Raw genomic sequence first — 17,192 nt, 5'->3', positions numbered from 1 at the left:
CCTTGTCGCCCCATGAACACGCAACACAGAAAACGCCTGCCCGGCAGCACGCTGGACTACTTCGACGCGCGCGCTGCGGTCGAGGCCTTGCGCCCCGGCGCCTGGAACCGGCTCTGCTACACCGCCCGCGTGCACGCCGAGAACCTGGTGCGCCGCTGCGACCCGGCCATCCTGGACGAGTGCCTGCTGCAGATCATCGACAACCGGCGTGACCGCGACTTCCCCTGGTACCCCGTGCGCGTGGTGTGCCACGACATCCTGGGCCAGACGGCCCTGGTGGACCTGGCCGGCCTGCGCGACGCCATCGCCCAGGAAGGCGGCGACCCGGCCCGGGTGAACCCCGTGGTGCCGGTGCAGCTCATCGTGGACCACTCGCTGGCGGTGGAGTGCGGCGGCTTCGACCCCGATGCCTTCGCGAAGAACCGCGCCATCGAAGACCGGCGCAACGAAGACCGCTTCCACTTCATCGAGTGGACGAAAAAGGCATTCGCCAACGTGGACGTGATCCCCGCGGGGAACGGGATCATGCACCAGATCAACCTGGAGAAGATGTCGCCCGTGGTGTACGTGCAGGACGGCGTGGCCTTCCCCGACACCTGCGTGGGCACCGACAGCCACACCCCGCACGTGGACGCGCTGGGCGTGATCGCCATCGGCGTGGGCGGGCTCGAAGCCGAGAACGTGATGCTGGGGCGCGCCTCGTGGATGCGCCTGCCGGAGATAGTGGGCGTCGAGCTCACCGGCGGCCGCCAGCCGGGCATCACCGCGACCGACATCGTGCTGGCACTGACCGAGTTCCTGCGCGACCAGAAAGTGGTGGGCGCGTACCTGGAGTTCTTTGGCGACGGCACACGCGGGCTGAGCATTGGCGACCGCGCCACCATCTCCAACATGTGCCCGGAGTACGGCGCCACGGCCGCACTGTTCTACATCGACGGGCAGACCCTGGACTACCTGCGGCTCACGGGCCGCGAGGACGCGCAGATCCAGCTGATCGAGAACTACGCCAAGACCGCCGGCTACTGGGCGGACAGCTTGCGGCATGCGGCCTACCAGCGCGTACTGCGTTTCGATCTGTCTTCCGTGGTGCGCAACATGGCGGGTCCGTCCAACCCGCATCGCCGCCTGCCCACCTCGGCGCTGGCGGAGCGCGGCATCGCCACCGGGCTGGAGCAGGCCCGCGCCGAAGAGGCGCAAGGGCTTCTGCCCGATGGCGCGGTGATCATCGCGGCCATCACCAGCTGCACCAATACCTCCAACCCGCGCAACGTGATCGCGGCAGCGCTGCTGGCGCGCAACGCCAACCGCCTGGGCCTGGTGCGCAAGCCCTGGGTCAAAACCTCGCTGGCGCCGGGATCGAAGGCGGTGGAGCTGTACCTGGCCGAAAGCGGGCTGCTCGCCGATCTCGAAAGGCTGGGCTTCGGCATCGTGGCCTTCGCCTGCACCACCTGCAACGGCATGTCGGGCGCGCTGGACCCGAAGATCCAGCAGGAGATCATCGACCGCAATCTATACGCCACCGCCGTGCTCTCGGGCAACCGCAATTTCGATGGACGCATCCACCCCTACGCCAGGCAGGCCTTCCTGGCCTCGCCGCCGCTGGTGGTGGCCTATGCGATCGCCGGCACCATGCGCTTCGACATCGAGAACGACGTGCTGGCGACGGTGAATGGCCAGGAAATTCGCCTCAAGGACATCTGGCCGAGCGACGAGGCCATCGACGCCGTCGTCCAGGCGGCCGTCAAACCCGAGCAGTACCGGTCCGTGTACGAGCCCATGTTCGCCATCCGCGTGGACGGCGGCGAAACGGTGTCGCCCCAGTACGCCTGGCGCCCGCAGTCCACCTACATCCGCCGGCCGCCCTATTGGGATACCGAGGGCGTGGGCGCGCTGGCCGCCAGCCCCCGCACGCTTGCCGGCATGCGGCCGCTGGCGCTGCTGCCCGACAACATCACCACCGACCACCTGTCGCCCTCCAACGCCATCCTGATGGACAGCGCCGCAGGCGAATACCTGCACAGAATGGATGTGCCGGAAGAAGACTTCAATTCCTACGCCACCCACCGGGGCGACCACCTCACAGCCATGCGCGCCACCTTCGCCAACCCCACGCTCAGGAACGAGATGGTGCGCAACCGCGACGGCACCGTGCGCGCCGGCTCCCTCGCCCGCGTGGAGCCCGAAGGCCAGGTGATGCGCATGTGGGAGGCCATGGAAACCTATCTCCAGCGCAAGCAGCCGCTGATCGTCATCGCGGGCGCCGACTACGGCCAGGGCTCCTCGCGCGACTGGGCGGCCAAGGGCGTGCGCCTGGCCGGTGTGGAAACGGTGGTGGCCGAAGGCTTCGAGCGCATCCACCGCACCAACCTGATCGGCATGGGCGTGCTGCCACTGGAATTCCGGCCCGGCACCACCCGCATCACTCTTGGCTTGGACGGTACGGAGACCTACGATGTGACCGGCGACCGCGCACCGCGCGCCACGCTGACCCTGGTGGTGCGCCGCCGCGACGGCAGCGTGCTGCAGGTGCCCCTCACCTGCCGGCTGGATACGGCCGAGGAAGTTTCGGTGTATGAGGCGGGCGGCGTGCTGCAGCGCTTCGCGCAGGACTTCCTGGCCGAGAGTGCAAGGGATTGAGGAAGCACCATGCCATTCACACCTCAGATCAAGATCGCCGCCAGCTACCTGCGCGGCGGCACCAGCAAGGGCGTGTTCTTTCGCCTGCAAGACCTGCCGGCCGCAGCCCGACAGCCCGGCGCGGCCCGTGATGCGCTGCTGCTGCGCGTGATGGGCAGCCCGGACCCCTACGGCAAGCAGATCGATGGCATGGGCGGGGCCACCTCGTCCACGTCCAAGGCCGTGATCCTCGCGCCATCGGCCCGGCCGGGCCACGACGTTGATTACCTGTTCGGGCAGATATCCATCGATAGCGCCTTCGTGGATTGGTCGGGCAACTGCGGCAATCTCTCGGCCGCTGTCGGTCCCTTCGCCATTGCCAACGGATTGCTGCCGGCAGAGCGTATTCCGCAAGACGGCTTGTGCACCGTGCGCATCTGGCAAGCCAACATCGGCAAGACCATCGTGGCGCATGTGCCCATTGCCGATGGCCAGGTGCAGGAAACGGGGGAATTCGAACTCGACGGGGTCACCTTTCCGGCGGCCGAGGTGGCGCTGGAATTTCTCGACCCCGCCGACGAGGGAGATGGCCATGGCGGTGGCGCCATGTTCCTCACCGGCCAGTTAGTCGATGACCTGGAAGTGCCCGGCGTGGGCATGCTGCGCGCCACGCTGATCAACGCGGGCATACCGACCATCTTTCTCGACGCGGCCGACCTCGGCTACGCGGGCACGGAACTGCAGGATGCGGTCAATGGCGACCCTGCGGCCCTCGCCCGCTTCGAAGCCATTCGTGCCCACGGCGCGGTCAAGATGGGCCTGATCCAGCACATCGGCGAAGCCGCCACGCGCCAGCACACGCCCAAGATCGCCTTCGTCGCGCCGCCGGCCAGCTACACCGCGTCGAGCGGAAAGCGGGTGCGGGCGGGCGACGTCGATCTGCTGGTGCGCGCCCTCTCCATGGGCCGGTTGCACCACGCCATGATGGGCACGGCGGCCGTGGCCATCGGCACCGCCGCCGCCATTCCTGGCACGCTTGTCAACCTGGCGGCGGGCGGTGGCGAGCGCCAGGCCGTGCGCTTCGGCCACCCCTCGGGCACGCTGCGCGTGGGCGCGCAGGCCGAGCGGGGCGCGCAAGGTCAGTGGCAGGTCACGAAAGCGCTGATGAGCCGCAGCGCTCGCGTGTTGATGGAAGGCTGGGTCCGCGTACCCGGCGACTGTTTCTAGAACGAGAACCCAGGAAAAAAGACCCATGTCCACTCGCAAGACCCTCAAGGCGCTGGCCCACGCGCGCCGCGGCGTGCTCGTGCCCGGCGCCTTCAACGCCCTGTCCGCCAAGGTGATCGAAGACCTGGGCTTCGAGGCCATTTACGTCACCGGCGCCGGTGTCACCAACATGTGGTTCGGCATGCCGGACCAGGGCTTCATGGGCCTGGCCGAAATCGCCGACCACACGGCGCGCATCCGCGACGCGGTGGAGCTGCCGCTGCTGGTGGACGCAGACACGGGCTTCGGCAATGCGCTCAACGTCTATCACACGGTGCGCACGCTCGAACGCGCGGGCGCTGACTGCATCCAACTGGAAGACCAGGTGGCGCCGAAGCGTTGCGGGCACTTTTCCGGCAAGGAAGTCATATCCACCGAGGAAGCGGTGAGCAAGATCAAGGCAGCCGTCGATGCCCGCCGGGACAGCGACCTCATGATCATGGCCCGCACCGATGCGGCGGCCACGCACGGCTTCGAAGCCGCGGTGGAGCGCGCCCAGCGCTTTGCCGAAGCCGGCGCCGACATCCTCTTCGTGGAAGCCGTGACCCAGGCGGAACAGGTCCGCTCGCTCCCCCAACGCCTTGCCACGCCCCAGCTGATGAACATGGTGATCGGCGGGAAGACGCCCATCTTCAACGCCGATGAGCTGGCCCAACTCGGCTACGGCATCGTGCTGTACGCCAATGCCGCGCTGCAAGGCGCCTTGATGGGCATGCAACAGGCGTTGACCGTGCTGCGCAACAGCAAGCAGGTGCTGGAGTCAGGCGGCCTGGTGGCGCCGTTCGCGGAACGGCAGCGGCTGGTCGGAAAGCCCGAGTGGGATGCCCTTGAGGACCGCTATACCTGATGGGCGGCCCCCTTCCGGCGTGGCCCCACCCTCCACAGGCAGGAACGCCTTTCAGCCCGGTAGCCCGGCAACCTGCGCCCACTGCGCCGTCCCTCGCGCAAACTCCACGAAGGCGCGCAGATAGTCCGTATCGAGGTCGCTTTCGCGGGCGCCCAGGTGGATCTGCTTGGCAATGCCGTGGCGGCCCAGCCGGACGGGCACGACATCCATCTTCTCGGCGTACTCCAGCACCAGCCAGCGCGGCAGCGCGGCCACGCCGCGTCCGCTGGCCACCATCTGCAACATGATGTCGGTCGTCTCGATGGTCTTGTGCCGGCGCGGGCTGACGCCAGCAGGCGTCAGGAACTGGGTGTAGACGTCCAGCCGCTCCGGGCTCACCGGGTAGGTGATGAGGACCTCGCCGGTCAACTGCGCCGGCTTGACGTAGGCCTGCCGTGCGAGCGGATGGGACTTGCCCACGACCAGCACCTGTTCGTAGTCGAACACGGGCTCGAACCTGAGCCCGGGCTTGAACAGCGGGTCCGGCGTGACGAGCAGGTCGATCTCGTAGCCGAACAGCGCACCGATGCCGCCGAACTGGAATTTCTGCTTCACATCCACGTCCACGTCGGGCCACGCGGACAGGTAGGGCGACACCACCTTCAGCAGCCACTGGTAGCACGGGTGGCATTCCATGCCGATGCGCAGCGCTCCGCGCTCGCCCTGGGCAAACTGTCCCAGCCGCTCTTCCGCCAGATCGAGCTGGGGCAGGACGCGGTTCGCCACCGCGAGCAGGTAGTGACCCGCCTGGGTCAGCCGCAGGCTGCGGCCCTCCCGCAGCCAGATGGCGGTGCCCAGTTGCTGCTCCAGCTTCTTCATGCTGTGGCTCAGGGCCGACTGGGTGAGGTTCAACACGCCAGCTGCCGCCGTCAACGAACCTTGTCTTTCGACCTGCTGGACGATGCTGAGGTGGATGCGCTCCAGCATTCAATGAGCCTCATTCATGGATACGTGAGATAAAACCATTTTACTTCATCGATCCGGCTGCTTAGCATCCACCCTCGAATCACCGATGAGCGGCCTGGCAACCACCCACCGCATCGGCCCTTCCCCATTGGCCCACCGGACTGCGATGAATCCACAACCCACCTTCCATCTGCAGCGCATCCGTTTCGATGAGAACTACGAACCATCGGACAGCACGCGCATCACCACCAACTTCGCCAACCTGGCCCGGGGGGCGAGCCGGCGGCAGAACCTGCGCAACACGCTGCGGATGATCGACAACCGCTTCAATGCGCTGGCGCATTGGGACAATCCTCAGGCAGACCGGTATGCCGTCGAACTGGAGATCATCTCCGTCGAGATGCGCGTCGGTGGCGGCGACAGCCCTGCCGCAGTTCCGCTCATCGAAATCCTGAAGACCGTCATCCTCGACAAGACGACGGACACGCGCATCGACGGCATCGCGGGCAACAACTTCTCGTCGTATTTGCGCGATTACGACTTCAGCGTGGTGCTTCCGGGCTACAACGCCGGGCGGGCGGAGTTCGGCATTCCAGAAGGTTTTGGCGACCTGCACGGCCAGCTGTTCCAGCAGTTCAGCCGCTCCGACGCCTACCGCGAGCACTTCCACAAGCCGCCCGTGATCTGCATCAGCGCGGCGACCAGCAAGGCCTACCGGCGAACCGGCAACCAGCATCCGGTGCTGGGAGTGGAGTACCAGCAGAACGAGGCGTCCTCGACCGACCAGTACTTCGCCAAGATGGGAATGCAGGTTCGCTTCTTCATGCCGCCGGACAGCGTCGCGCCCCTGGCGTTCTACTTCCGCGGCGACCTGCCGAACGACTACACGCATCTGGAACTGATCGGCACCATCAGCACGATGGAAACCTTCCAGAAGATCTACCGCCCAGAGATCTACAACGCCAACTCCGCCGCCGGCACCCTCTATCGGCCGAGCCTGAAGAACCAGGACTACTCGCTGACCCAGATCGTCTACGACCGCGAAGAGCGCAGCCAGCTGGCGGTGAAGCAGGGCCGGTTCGCGCAGGAGCATTTCATCGAACCGTACGGACAGGTGCTGGAGCGATGGGTTGCCGGCTGCGCGCGCTGACCTCTCGCGGGGGCCCGCATCGCCGCTCCTCATCACCATGCGCCTGCAGCGGCTCGATCGACAGGCGCGCGGCTTTCCCCTCTTTGACTGAAAAGGAAATCTCCCAATGTTTGAAACCTCCATCGCCGGCAGTCTGCCGAAACCCGCCTGGCTGGCAGAAACCCACAAGCTGTGGCCGCAGTGGATGGCCGAAGGCGATGCATTGCGCCAGGCCAAGGCCGACGCCACGCTGCTCTGGATCAAGGCCCAGGAAGATGCCGGACTGGACATCGTGTGCGATGGCGAACAGTCACGCCAGCACTTCGTGCACGGTTTCCTCGAGCAGGTCAAGGGGATCGACTTCGAGCACAAGGTGAAGATGGGCATCCGCGACAACCGCTACGACGCGATGGTGCCGCAGGTGGTGTCGAACCTTCGCCTCAAAGGCCGGGTGCATGCGTTCGAGGCACAGCTGGCGCGCGCCCATACGAAGAAGAAGCTGAAGTTCACCCTGCCCGGCCCCATGACCATCGTCGACACGGTGGCGGACCGCTTCTACGGCGGCGATGCCGAAGGGCGGGTCAAGATGGCCTTCGCGTTCGCCGAACTGCTCAACCAGGAAGCGCTCGCACTGCAGGCCGATGGCGTGGACATCATCCAGTTCGACGAGCCCGCCTTCAACGTCTACATGAAGGACGCTGCCGACTGGGGCGTGCAGGCCCTCGAGCGAGCGGCGCAGGGGCTGACCTGCACGACCGCGGTGCACATCTGCTATGGCTACGGCATCAAGGCCAATACCGACTGGAAGAGCACCCTGGGCGAGGAATGGCGGCAGTACGAAACGGTGTTCCCTGCCCTGGCCAAGAGCAGCATCGACCAGGTGAGCCTGGAATGCATCCATTCCCACGTGCCGCCTGAGCTGATGAAGCTGCTGGCGGGCAAGGACGTCATGGTCGGGGTGATCGACGTGGCGAGCGACGTGGTCGAAACGCCCGAGGAAGTGGCCGACACGATCGGCCGCGCTCTGGAGTTCGTGCCCAAGGAGCGGCTCTTTCCCTGCACCAACTGCGGCCTGGCCCCGATGGGCCGCGACGTGGCGTGGCGCAAGCTCAAGGCCCTGGCGGAAGGCACGCAGCTGGCCAAGACGCGCCTCGCGGCCAGCGGGGCGTGAGGATGGCGCTCCGGTGACGCGCCGCCGGGGGCACACGGGGTGTCCCGGCCAGAAGGCAGGGGCGACGCAGCCGCAGCCTGCTCGGTCCTCATCCGCGCGGAACGGACGTCAGCCATGCCCGCGCGGCCCGGCGTCCATGCGCCAGGCCAGGCGCGCTCCTGCGCCCACCGCGGCGCCCACCACCCAAAAAAGGCCCGCCACGCCGATCAGCGCACCGGCCGAGCCGAACAGCACCGGCATCAGCACGCTCGATCCATTGATGGCCATCAGCCGCAGGCCCAGGGCTTCGCCGTGCCGATGGTGCGGGGTGATCTGGTGCAGCAGGCTCATCACCATGGGCTGCACGGAGCCCAGCGCCAGCCCGAGCAGCACCGAGCAGATGCCCAGGGCCAGGGCGGTCGGCATCAGCGGGTAGATGCCGAACAGCACGGCCGAGGCCACCATGGCGCCGGCCACCACCACCGACTCCTTCAGCCGCGATGCGACGAACGGCATCAGCACGCGGATGACGGCCGCCGCGATGGCGAAGCCGCCCAGGATGGTGCCGATCACCGACGCCGACAGGCCGCGCTCGTGGCCCAGCAGCGGCACGACGAAGGTGTGCACGTCCCAGCAGGAAGACAGCAGCCAGTTCACCAGCAGCAGGCGGCGGAAAGCCGGGTCGTCCAGCAAGTCCCACGCGCGGGCGCGCGGGCCGCCGGCTGCGGCGATGACCGGGGGCAGCTCCACCGTGGCGCGCACCCAGAACCAGGTCGCCAGCGGGAGCACGGCCATCAGCAGGAAAGCGGCGCGGTAGCCGGCCGTGCTGCTGGCGCCTTCGCCCACCAGCGCGCCCGCATGGTCGATCAGCAGGCCGGCCGTGAAGGGCCCGAGGAAGTTGGAAACCGCCGGCCCGATGGCCAGCCAGCTGAACACCTGCCGCAGCTGCGTGGCGCCCTCGGCGGCACGGCCCACATGCCGCTGCAGCGCGATGACGGCCGCGCCGGAAGCCCCGCCCGTCATCAGCGCCGCAAGGCACAGCACCGGAAACACGGGGAACGCCACCGCCAGCCCCGCGCCCGCCGATGCGAACACCACGGCATGGCGCACCGGGCGCTTGAGCCCGTGCCGGTCGGCATAGCGGCCGGCGGGGAGTGCCAGGAACACCTGCGTGAGTGAGAACAGCGCCAGCAGCACGCCGACCGCCGCCGGGCTGTAGCCTTCGCGCAGCGCCAGCAACGGCGTGGCCATGCGCATGCCGGCCATGCACGCATGGATGCAGATCTGCCCGAGGATCAGCCGCGCCAGCGCCCAGTTCACGTCAAAGGCCTCCGCCTTCGTCGTCCTCGCCATCGAGCGACAGGCCGGCCTGCACGGCCACGCCGGGCAGCGCAGTCCCCCCCTCTACCGATGCTGCGGGCGCGGGCGCGGGCAGCTCCTGTACGTCGCGCAGCTTGCGCTGGATGGCGCGGGTGCGCACGCCCACGTCGTCGAACTTCTTGGCCGCCGCGTCGATGGACTTCTTGGCGGATTCGACGATCTCGCCGAACTTGGAAAACTCCGTCTTCACCGAGCCCAGCACGCCCCAGACCTCGGACGAGCGTTTCTCGATGGCGAGGGTCTTGAAACCCATCTGCAGGCTGCTGAGCATGGCCGCCAGGTTGGCCGGGCCAGTGATCATCACGCGGCAGTCGTTCTGCACCGCCTCCACCAACCCGGGCCGGCGGATCACCTCGGCGAACAGGCCCTCGGTGGGCAGATACAGCACGGCGAAGTCGGTGGTGTGCGGCGGCGACACGTACTTGCTGAAGATCTTGCGCGCTTCGAGCTTGATGGAGGTTTCGAACGCATTGCCGGCCGAGAGGATGGCGGCCTTGTCCGCCGCGTCCTGCGCGTCCAGCAGGCGCTGGTACTGCTCGACGGGATACTTGGAGTCGATGGGCAGCCACACGGGCTTTTCGTCGCCCCGGCCCGGCAGGCGGATGGCGAATTCGACCAGGTCGTCGCTGCCCGGCACGGCCTTGACGTTGCGCGCGAACTGATCGGGTGTGAGCACGTTCTCGATGATCGCGCCCAGCTGCATCTCGCCCCAGGTGCCGCGCGTCTTCACGTTGGTCATCACGCGCTTCAGATCGCCCACGCTGCCGGCCAGCGTCTGCATCTCGCCCAGCCCCTTGTGCACCTGCTCCAGCCGGTCGCTGACCAGCTTGAACGACTCGCCCAGCCGCTGCTCCAGCGTGGCATGCAGCTTCTCATCGACCGTGCGGCGCATCTCCTCGAGCTTGGCGGTGTTGTCGGCCTGGATGGCGGCCAGCCGCTCGTTCAGCGCGCCGCGCAGCGCCTCGGCGTTGTGCTGGCTGCCTTGCGCCATGCCCGCCAGCTGCTGCGAGACGGCGTCCTGCAGCACCGCGAACTGGTTGCGGATCTGCTGGCCGTTGGCCTCCAGCTGGTGTGTCAGCGCAGTGGAGACGGCCCCGAGCTGCGCGTGGATGTCGCTCTTGAGCGAGTCGAGCGTGCCGCGCGTCGCATGGGTCAGCGCCTCGAAGCGTTCCTGGATGCGCTCCTCGAAGCGCTTGGCGCCTTCCGCCATGGCTTCGCGCGACTTGCCGCTGTCGGCCACCAGGGACTGGGCGGTGTGCGTCAGCTCGGCGCGGAAGCTCGCGAGCGCCTCGGCCAGCTCCTTGCGCGCCAGGGCGGCCTCGGCCTGGCCGCGCGCCAGGCGCTGCTCCAGTTGCGCCTCGAAGGCGCCGAAGGCGGCCAGCAGCTCGGCGCGGCCGTTGCGCGATTCGGCCACGGCCTGGGCCAGGCGCTCGTCCACCGCGCCGCGCAGGCCCTCCAGCGTGCCCTGCGTGGTGTGCGTGAACCCGCGCAGCTGCTGGCCCATGCCGTCCAGCGCGCCGTCGTTCTTGGCCACCGACAGCTGGGTGGCCTGCACCGCGCGCTCCAGCGCGTGCAGCCGTTGCAGCCATTCCGGCGGCAGTTCCACCTCCACCTGCGGGCGGCGCAGCAGGAGCACCACCAGCAGCGCCGTCGTCACCAGCAACAGCCCCAGGGCTGCCCACATCACCATCGTCATCCGGTCGCTTACTTTCTCGTTGTTATTAAACTGCTATTTTTTTCATAGCATCATGCGCTGGACCATCAAGCGCCGGCGCATGATTTGACTCAAAAAACCGCGTCAAGCCCGCTTCGGTGCAGGCCGGTTCACGGGCGTCAGGGCGCCGCGCCCATCGAAGAAAGCGATGAGGTTGTCCGCCGCCAGGTTGGCCATCGCCAGGCGCGTGGGCACGGTGGCGCTGGCGATGTGCGGCGTCAGCACGACGTTGGGCACCTCCAGCAGCGCGGGGTGCACCTTGGGCTCGCCCTCGAACACGTCCAGTCCGGCGGCGGCGATGCGCTTGTCCTTCAAGGCCTGGGCCAGGGCCGCATCGTCCACGATGCCGCCCCGCGCGATGTTGATCAGGTTGGCGGTGGACTTCATCTGCGCGATCTCGGCGGCGCCGATGGCATGGTGCGACTCGGGCGTGTAGGGCAGCACCAGCACCAGGTGGTCGGCGGTGCGCAGCAGCTCTTCCTTGCTGACGTAGCGGGCCTTGCACTCCGCTTCCAGCTCGGGCGACAGGCGCGAACGGTTGTGATAGATCACGTTCATGCCGAAGCCGTGCGCCCCGCGCCGGGCGATGCCCTGGCCGATGCGGCCCATGCCCAGGATGCCCAGCGTGCTGCCGTGCACGTCGCTGCCGGCAAACATGTCGTAGCTCCAGCGGTTCCATTTCCCGGCGCGCAGATAGTGCTCGCTCTCGGTCACCCGGCGGGCCGTGGCCATCAGCAACGCGAAGCCGAAGTCGGCCGTGGTCTCGGTCAGCACGTCGGGCGTGTTGGTGCCCTGCACGCCGGCGGCGGTCATCGCATCCACGTCGAAGTTGTTGTAGCCCACCGCCATGTTGGCGACGATGCGCAGCCGTGGCGCCGCGGCCAGCAGCGCGGCGTCCACGCGCTGGCTGCCGGTGGTCAGCACGCCGTCCTTGTCTTTCACGCGCTCGGCCAGCTCGGCCGGCGTCCAGATGATGTCCTCGGGATTGGACTCGACATCGAAGTGCTGCGACAGGCGCTCCACCACTTCGGGAAAGATGTTGCGGGCGACGAGGATGCGGGGTGGGGTCATGGGATGAACAAGTCCTTGGGGTGGGTAGTCAGCGGAACCAGACGAAGGTCATGGCGACGAAGAGCGGCACGAGGATGCCGAACGACCACAGCATGTAGCCGAAGAAGCTCGGCATCTTCACACCACGGTCCTCGGCGATGGCCTTGACCATGAGGTTGGGCGCGTTGCCGATGTAGGTATTGGCGCCCATGAACACCGCGCCGGCCGAGATCGCCGCCAGCGTGGGTGCCATGACGGTCATCAGCGCCACCGGGTCAGCCCCGGCCGTGTTGAAGAACACCAGATAGGTGGGTGCGTTGTCCAGGAACGAGCTGAGCAGCCCCGTCGCCCAGAAGTAGGCTGCCGTATCGGGCAGGCCATCGGGCCGGGTGACCGCCGCGAGGACGGCGCCGAACGGCCCGGCCGCGCCCGCCTGCAGCATGGCGATGACCGGCACGATGGTGACGAAGATGCCGGCGAAGAGCTTGGCCACCTCCTGCATCGGCGCCCAGCTGAACTGGTTGGCGGCATGCACGCCGCGCGGCGTCAGGGCGAGCGAGAGCAGCGTGACCCCGACCAGGCCCACGTCACGCACCAGGCCGGGCAGACCGACGGTGGTTCCGGCCACGTTCCAGGCGAGCGGGCTCTTCCACACGCCGCTCGTCAGCACCAGCGACACGGCAAGCGCCAGCAGCACGAAGTTGATCCGCCCGTCGAAGCCGATGCGCACGCGTCGCGGCGTGGCGCCTGCAGACGCCGGCGCCGGTGCCGGTGCCGGTGCCGGTGCCGTCATGGCGGCAGGATCGCGCCGCAGTTGCCAGGCGTCGAGCGCATGGAACACCACCAGCAGCATGCCGACCAGCCAGAGCGTCTGCGGACCGATGTGCGTCACGGTCCAGAAAAAGTCGACCCCCTTGAGAAACCCGAGGAAGAGCGGCGGATCGCCCAGCGGCGTGAGCGCGCCACCGGCGTTGGAGACGATGAAGATGAAGAACACCACCACATGCGCCCGGTGCGTGCGGTGCGCGTTGGCGCGCAGCAGCGGGCGGATGAGCAGCATCGACGCGCCGGTCGTCCCCATCACGCTTGCCAGGGCCGCGCCGACGGCCAGCAGCGCGGTGTTGACGGCCGGCGTGCCGCGCAGGTCGGCCCGGATGTGGATGCCGCCCGCCACGGTGTAGAGCGCGGTGAGCAGAATCACGAACGGCAGGTACTCCGCCAGCAGCGCATGCATCACACCGGCTGCCGCCGCGCCCGGGCCGAAGCGGGTGGCGAACGGCAGCAGGAAGGCCAGTGCCCAAGCCGCCGTGACCTTGCCGAAGTGGCGGTGCCAGAACGCGGGCGCCAGCAGCGGCAGCAAGGCGATGGACAGCAGCAGGCCGGCGAACGGCACACCCCAGGCCGTCGATAGGGTGGCGCCGTCCAGCTGAGCCGCGCTGGCCGCGGCGGGCAGCGCGCACGCTGCTACGAGCGCGAGCCGCAATGCCTGAAGGTGCAGCCGCCCTCCGGTCATGCGTTGGCGGGAATCTCGAACACTTGCCGCAGGTAGGCGAGATAGGCCTCGTCGTCGCACATGCCCTTGCCCGGCGTGTCCGACAGCTTGGCGACCGGCTGGCCGTTGCAGCGCGTCATCTTGATGACGATCTGCAGCGGCACGTGCACGGGCGCGTCGCCCAGGTCGTTGGTGAGGTTGGTGCCGATGCCGAAGGCCAGCTGGCAACGGCCCTTGAACTGCCGGTAGAGCGCGATGGTGCGCGGCACGGTGAGTGCGTCGCTGAAGATGAGCGTCTTGGTGAGCGGGTCCACCCGGTTCTTGCGGTAGTGGTCCAGCAGGCGCTCGCCCCAGGCGAACGGGTCGCCGCTGTCGTGGCGGGCGCCATCGAAGAGCTTGCAGAAGTAGAGATCGAAATCGCGCAGGAAGGCATTCATGCCGTATACATCGGACAGTGCGATGCCCAGGTCGCCCCGGTATTCACGGGCCCACATCTCGAAGCCGTAGATCTGGCTGTCCCGCAGGCGCGGGCCCAGCGCCTGGCAGGCCTGCAGGTACTCGTGCGCCATGGTGCCCAGCGGGGTCAGGCCCAGCTTCATCGCATAGAGCACGTTGCTGGTGCCCGCAAACTGCCCGGGGCCTGCCGCGCGGTCGGGCCGCCGGTCGCCGGTGCCCAGCCGCGCGCACAGCACCCGCAGCACTTCTTCGTGCCACGCGCGGCTGAAGCGCCGCCGGGTGCCGTAGTCGGCGATCTTGAGCTCCGCCAGACCCTCCCCCTGCAGCTGCGCGATCTTGGTGTCGAGCCGTCGCCGGCCTTCGGGGAAGTCGGGCACCTTCTGCGTGTTGCGGAAGTAGACCTCGTTGACGATGGCCAGCACCGGAATCTCGAACAGGATGGTGTGCAGCCACGGCCCGGCAATGGTGATCTCCAGTTCGCCCGAGGGCTGCGCCGTGACGGAGATGTACTTTTCGTTCAGCCGGAACAGCGCCAGGAAGTCGACGAAGTCGCTCTTGATGAAGCGCAGCGAGCGGAGGTAGGCCAGCTCCGCGTCCTGGAACCGCAGGCTGCACAGCGAGCGGATCTCATCGCGGATCTCGCTCGCATAAGGCGCCAGCGCCACGCCAGGGTTGCGGCACTTGAAGCGGTATTCCACCTGCGCTCCGGGAAACTGATGCAGCACCACCTGCATCATGGTGAACTTGTACAGGTCGGTGTCGAGCAGGCTGGTGATGATCATGTGAACTCCGCGCTGCGGAAAGCGCGAATCTGGCAAGGGTGCCCGTGCAGGCTTGTCTCTCTGGTGCCATTGTGGCACCAAGCCTTTCGGGCCAAGGACTTATGCGCCGCGAGCACGCAAATTGCGTGAGTCCCTGCGCGGTGTGCGTCACTTGCGCCGGCGCCGGCGAGGGTTAAGCTGCAAGCGCCGGTGAGACGACGGCACGTTCCCGCATTCCCTATTTCCCCCCTCCAAAGAAAGCAAAGGCACCTGCCCATGGCCGCTCGCACCCTGCCCCTTTCCACGCCATCGCTCCAGGGCGATGGCACGCACTCCGTGTGGCGCCTGTCCGCCACGCTGACGGCCTGCCTGCTGCTGCTGTCCGCATGCGGCGGCAGCAGCAGCAACGACAGCGGCAGCGATCCGGTGGCCGAGGCGTCGGCCTGCACGGCGGTGAGCGGCGGCGGCTCGGTCGTCGTGGGATCGGGCCTGCCGGGCGACCCGGCCGCGCCGGAACCCGCATCGGGCTACCGCGTCGGCAAGACGGCCGTCTATGCCAAGAACTACATGGTGTCGACCGCCAACCCGCTGGCGTCGCGCGCGGGCTGCGACGTGTTGAAGCAAGGCGGCACGGCGGCTGACGCCGCTGTCGCCGTGCAGATGGTGCTGGGCCTGGTGGAGCCGCAATCGTCCGGCCTGGGCGGCGGTGCATTCATGCTTCATTACGACGCGGCGACGCGCAAGGTGCAGGCCTATGACGGCCGCGAAACCGCACCGGCAGCCGCCACGCAGAACTATCTGCGCTGGGTGAGCGACACCGACCGCACCCAGCCGCAGCCCGGCGGCGCGCGTGCCAGCGGCCGCTCGATCGGCACGCCGGGTGCCGTGCGCATGCTGGAGATGGCGCAGCGCGACCACGGCAAGCTGGCGTGGAAGGATCTCTTCCCCAGCGCCGTGAAGCTGGCGACGGACGGCTTTCCGATCAGCGGCCGCATGGCCGGCGCCATCTCGGGGTCGGCCAGCAGCCTGGCGCGCGACGCCGAGGCGGCGGCCTACTTCCTGAACGCGGACGGCAGCCCCAAGCCGCTGGGCACGGTCATCCGCAACCCGGCCTATGCCACCACGCTGACCACCCTCGCGAACGGCGGTGCCAATGCGTTCTACACCGGGCCGGTGGCGCAGGGCATCGTGGACAAGATCAAGGTCACCAGCGGCGGCAATCCGGCCGTGACCATCACCCCGGGCCTGACGGAACTGAGCGACCTGGCCAACTACCAGGCCAAGCGCCGCGATCCCGTCTGCACGACCTACCGCGACTACTGGGTCTGCGGCATGTCGCCACCCTCGTCCGGCGGCATCGCCGTGGCCTCGGCGCTGGGAATTCTGGAGAATTTCGACCTCGCCGCGCAGAAGCCCACCGCCATCGACCTCGAAGGCGGCAAGCCCACGGTGATGGGCGTGCACCTGATCAGCGAAGCCGAGCGCCTGGCGTATGCGGACCGCGACAAGTACGTTGCCGACACGGACTTCGTGCCGCTGCCCGGCGGCACGTGGAACACGATGCTGAACAAGCCGTACCTGCGCAGCCGCGCCGACCTGATCAGCCCGAGCCGCAGCATGGGCACGGCCACGGCCGGCGTGCTCGGCACCAATCCCCAGGGCGTCAGCCTGATCGACGAGAAGGGCACCACGCACTTCACCATCGTCGACCGCCAGGGCAACGTGGTGGTCATGACGACCACCGTGGAAGCGAGCCTGGGCTCGTTCCACATGACCCAGGGCTTCGTGCTGAACAACCAGTTGACCGACTTCTCGGCCACGCCCACGGACAGCACCGGCGCACCGGTCGCCAACCGGGTGGAGCCGGGCAAGCGGCCGCGCAGCTCGATGGCGCCCACGCTGGTGTTCAAGAAGGCGGCCGATGGCGGCATGGGTGACTTCGTCATGGGCACGGGCTCGCCAGGCGGCGGCACGATCATCCAGTACGTGGTGAAGACGGTCGTCGGCGCGCTCGACTGGGGTCTGGACGCGCAGCAGGCCACCTCGCTGATCGACTTCGGCGCCAGCAACAGCGCCACCACGTCGGTCGGTGGCGAGCACCCCAACGTCGACACGGCCAACGGCGGCGCGAACGATCCGCTGGTCACCGGTCTGCGCGCGCTGGGCCACACCGTGTCCACGTCCGCCCAATCGAGCGGCACCAGCACCATCATGCGCGTGCAGCGCAACGGCGCCAGCGTGCTGCAGGGCGGCGCCGACCCACGCCGCGAAGGCGTGGTGCTGGGCGACACCTTCCAGCCCTGAGGCTGGAGCCCCGGGCTGGCAGCCGATCAGGCCAGTCCGGGTGCTTCTGCTTGCACCACCGTCGGCCCTGCACGGCCGATGG

Annotated in this window: 12 protein-coding genes; 6 read left to right on the top strand and 6 right to left on the bottom strand. The window is 68.0% G+C overall.

Features of this window, described 5'->3' with window-relative positions; translation table 11 throughout:
* The first annotated feature begins 12 nt into the window (after window positions 1-12).
* From acnD to ASF94_RS02345, 3 genes are read left to right on the top strand one after another with little or no spacing between them, the layout of a single operon-like run.
* Window positions 13-2,637, top strand: a complete 2,625-nt coding sequence (gene acnD / locus ASF94_RS02355; protein ID WP_056661013.1) for a Fe/S-dependent 2-methylisocitrate dehydratase AcnD — start codon at window positions 13-15, stop codon at window positions 2,635-2,637.
* Window positions 2,638-2,646: 9 nt separating this feature from the next.
* Window positions 2,647-3,843, top strand: coding sequence for a 2-methylaconitate cis-trans isomerase PrpF (gene prpF, locus ASF94_RS02350; RefSeq protein WP_056661010.1), 1,197 nt, complete (start codon window positions 2,647-2,649; stop codon window positions 3,841-3,843).
* A gap of 25 nt (window positions 3,844-3,868) precedes the next feature.
* Window positions 3,869-4,729, top strand: a complete 861-nt coding sequence (locus tag ASF94_RS02345; RefSeq protein ID WP_056661007.1) for an oxaloacetate decarboxylase — start codon at window positions 3,869-3,871, stop codon at window positions 4,727-4,729.
* 51 nt (window positions 4,730-4,780) lie between these two features.
* Here ASF94_RS02345 and ASF94_RS02340 read toward each other — a convergent pair whose 3' ends face one another.
* Window positions 4,781-5,695, bottom strand: a complete 915-nt coding sequence (locus ASF94_RS02340; RefSeq protein ID WP_056661004.1) for a LysR family transcriptional regulator — start codon at window positions 5,693-5,695, stop codon at window positions 4,781-4,783.
* A gap of 145 nt (window positions 5,696-5,840) precedes the next feature.
* Between ASF94_RS02340 and ASF94_RS02335 the strand changes: the two genes are divergently transcribed.
* Window positions 5,841-6,824: a DUF1852 domain-containing protein gene (locus ASF94_RS02335; RefSeq protein WP_056661001.1), complete on the top strand. Its 984-nt coding sequence runs from the start codon at window positions 5,841-5,843 to the stop codon at window positions 6,822-6,824.
* Window positions 6,825-6,930: 106 nt separating this feature from the next.
* A complete protein-coding gene (locus tag ASF94_RS02330; protein ID WP_056660998.1) occupies window positions 6,931-7,974 on the top strand; it encodes a methionine synthase in 1,044 nt (347 codons plus the stop codon).
* A gap of 108 nt (window positions 7,975-8,082) precedes the next feature.
* Here ASF94_RS02330 and ASF94_RS02325 read toward each other — a convergent pair whose 3' ends face one another.
* From ASF94_RS02325 to pncB, 5 genes are all read right to left on the bottom strand, one after another.
* Window positions 8,083-9,273: an MFS transporter gene (locus tag ASF94_RS02325; RefSeq protein WP_056660995.1), complete on the bottom strand. Its 1,191-nt coding sequence runs from the start codon at window positions 9,271-9,273 to the stop codon at window positions 8,083-8,085.
* A gap of 1 nt (window position 9,274) precedes the next feature.
* Window positions 9,275-11,029 carry a DNA recombination protein RmuC gene (gene rmuC / locus ASF94_RS02320; protein WP_056660992.1) on the bottom strand — a complete coding sequence of 585 codons (1,755 nt, stop codon included), beginning with the start codon at window positions 11,027-11,029 and terminating at the stop codon, window positions 9,275-9,277.
* A gap of 102 nt (window positions 11,030-11,131) precedes the next feature.
* On the bottom strand, window positions 11,132-12,118 hold the full coding sequence (locus tag ASF94_RS02315; RefSeq protein WP_056660989.1) for a D-glycerate dehydrogenase: 987 nt from the start codon (window positions 12,116-12,118) through the stop codon (window positions 11,132-11,134).
* Between the two features lie 28 nt (window positions 12,119-12,146).
* A complete protein-coding gene (locus ASF94_RS02310; protein ID WP_056660986.1) occupies window positions 12,147-13,610 on the bottom strand; it encodes a sodium:proton antiporter in 1,464 nt (487 codons plus the stop codon).
* Window positions 13,607-14,827, bottom strand: coding sequence for a nicotinate phosphoribosyltransferase (pncB, locus tag ASF94_RS02305; RefSeq protein ID WP_056660983.1), 1,221 nt, complete (start codon window positions 14,825-14,827; stop codon window positions 13,607-13,609). The genes ASF94_RS02310 and pncB overlap by 4 nt, the downstream gene beginning before the upstream one ends.
* A gap of 255 nt (window positions 14,828-15,082) precedes the next feature.
* Between pncB and ASF94_RS02300 the strand changes: the two genes are divergently transcribed.
* A complete protein-coding gene (locus ASF94_RS02300; protein WP_082492932.1) occupies window positions 15,083-17,110 on the top strand; it encodes a gamma-glutamyltransferase family protein in 2,028 nt (675 codons plus the stop codon).
* The last annotated feature ends 82 nt before the right edge of the window (window positions 17,111-17,192 follow it).

It is taken from the genome of Acidovorax sp. Leaf160, from assembly GCF_001424265.1.
GTDB lineage: Bacteria > Pseudomonadota > Gammaproteobacteria > Burkholderiales > Burkholderiaceae_C > Paracidovorax.
Note: the sequence above shows the minus strand (reverse complement) of the source record. Positions and strands in the feature narration are given on the sequence as shown.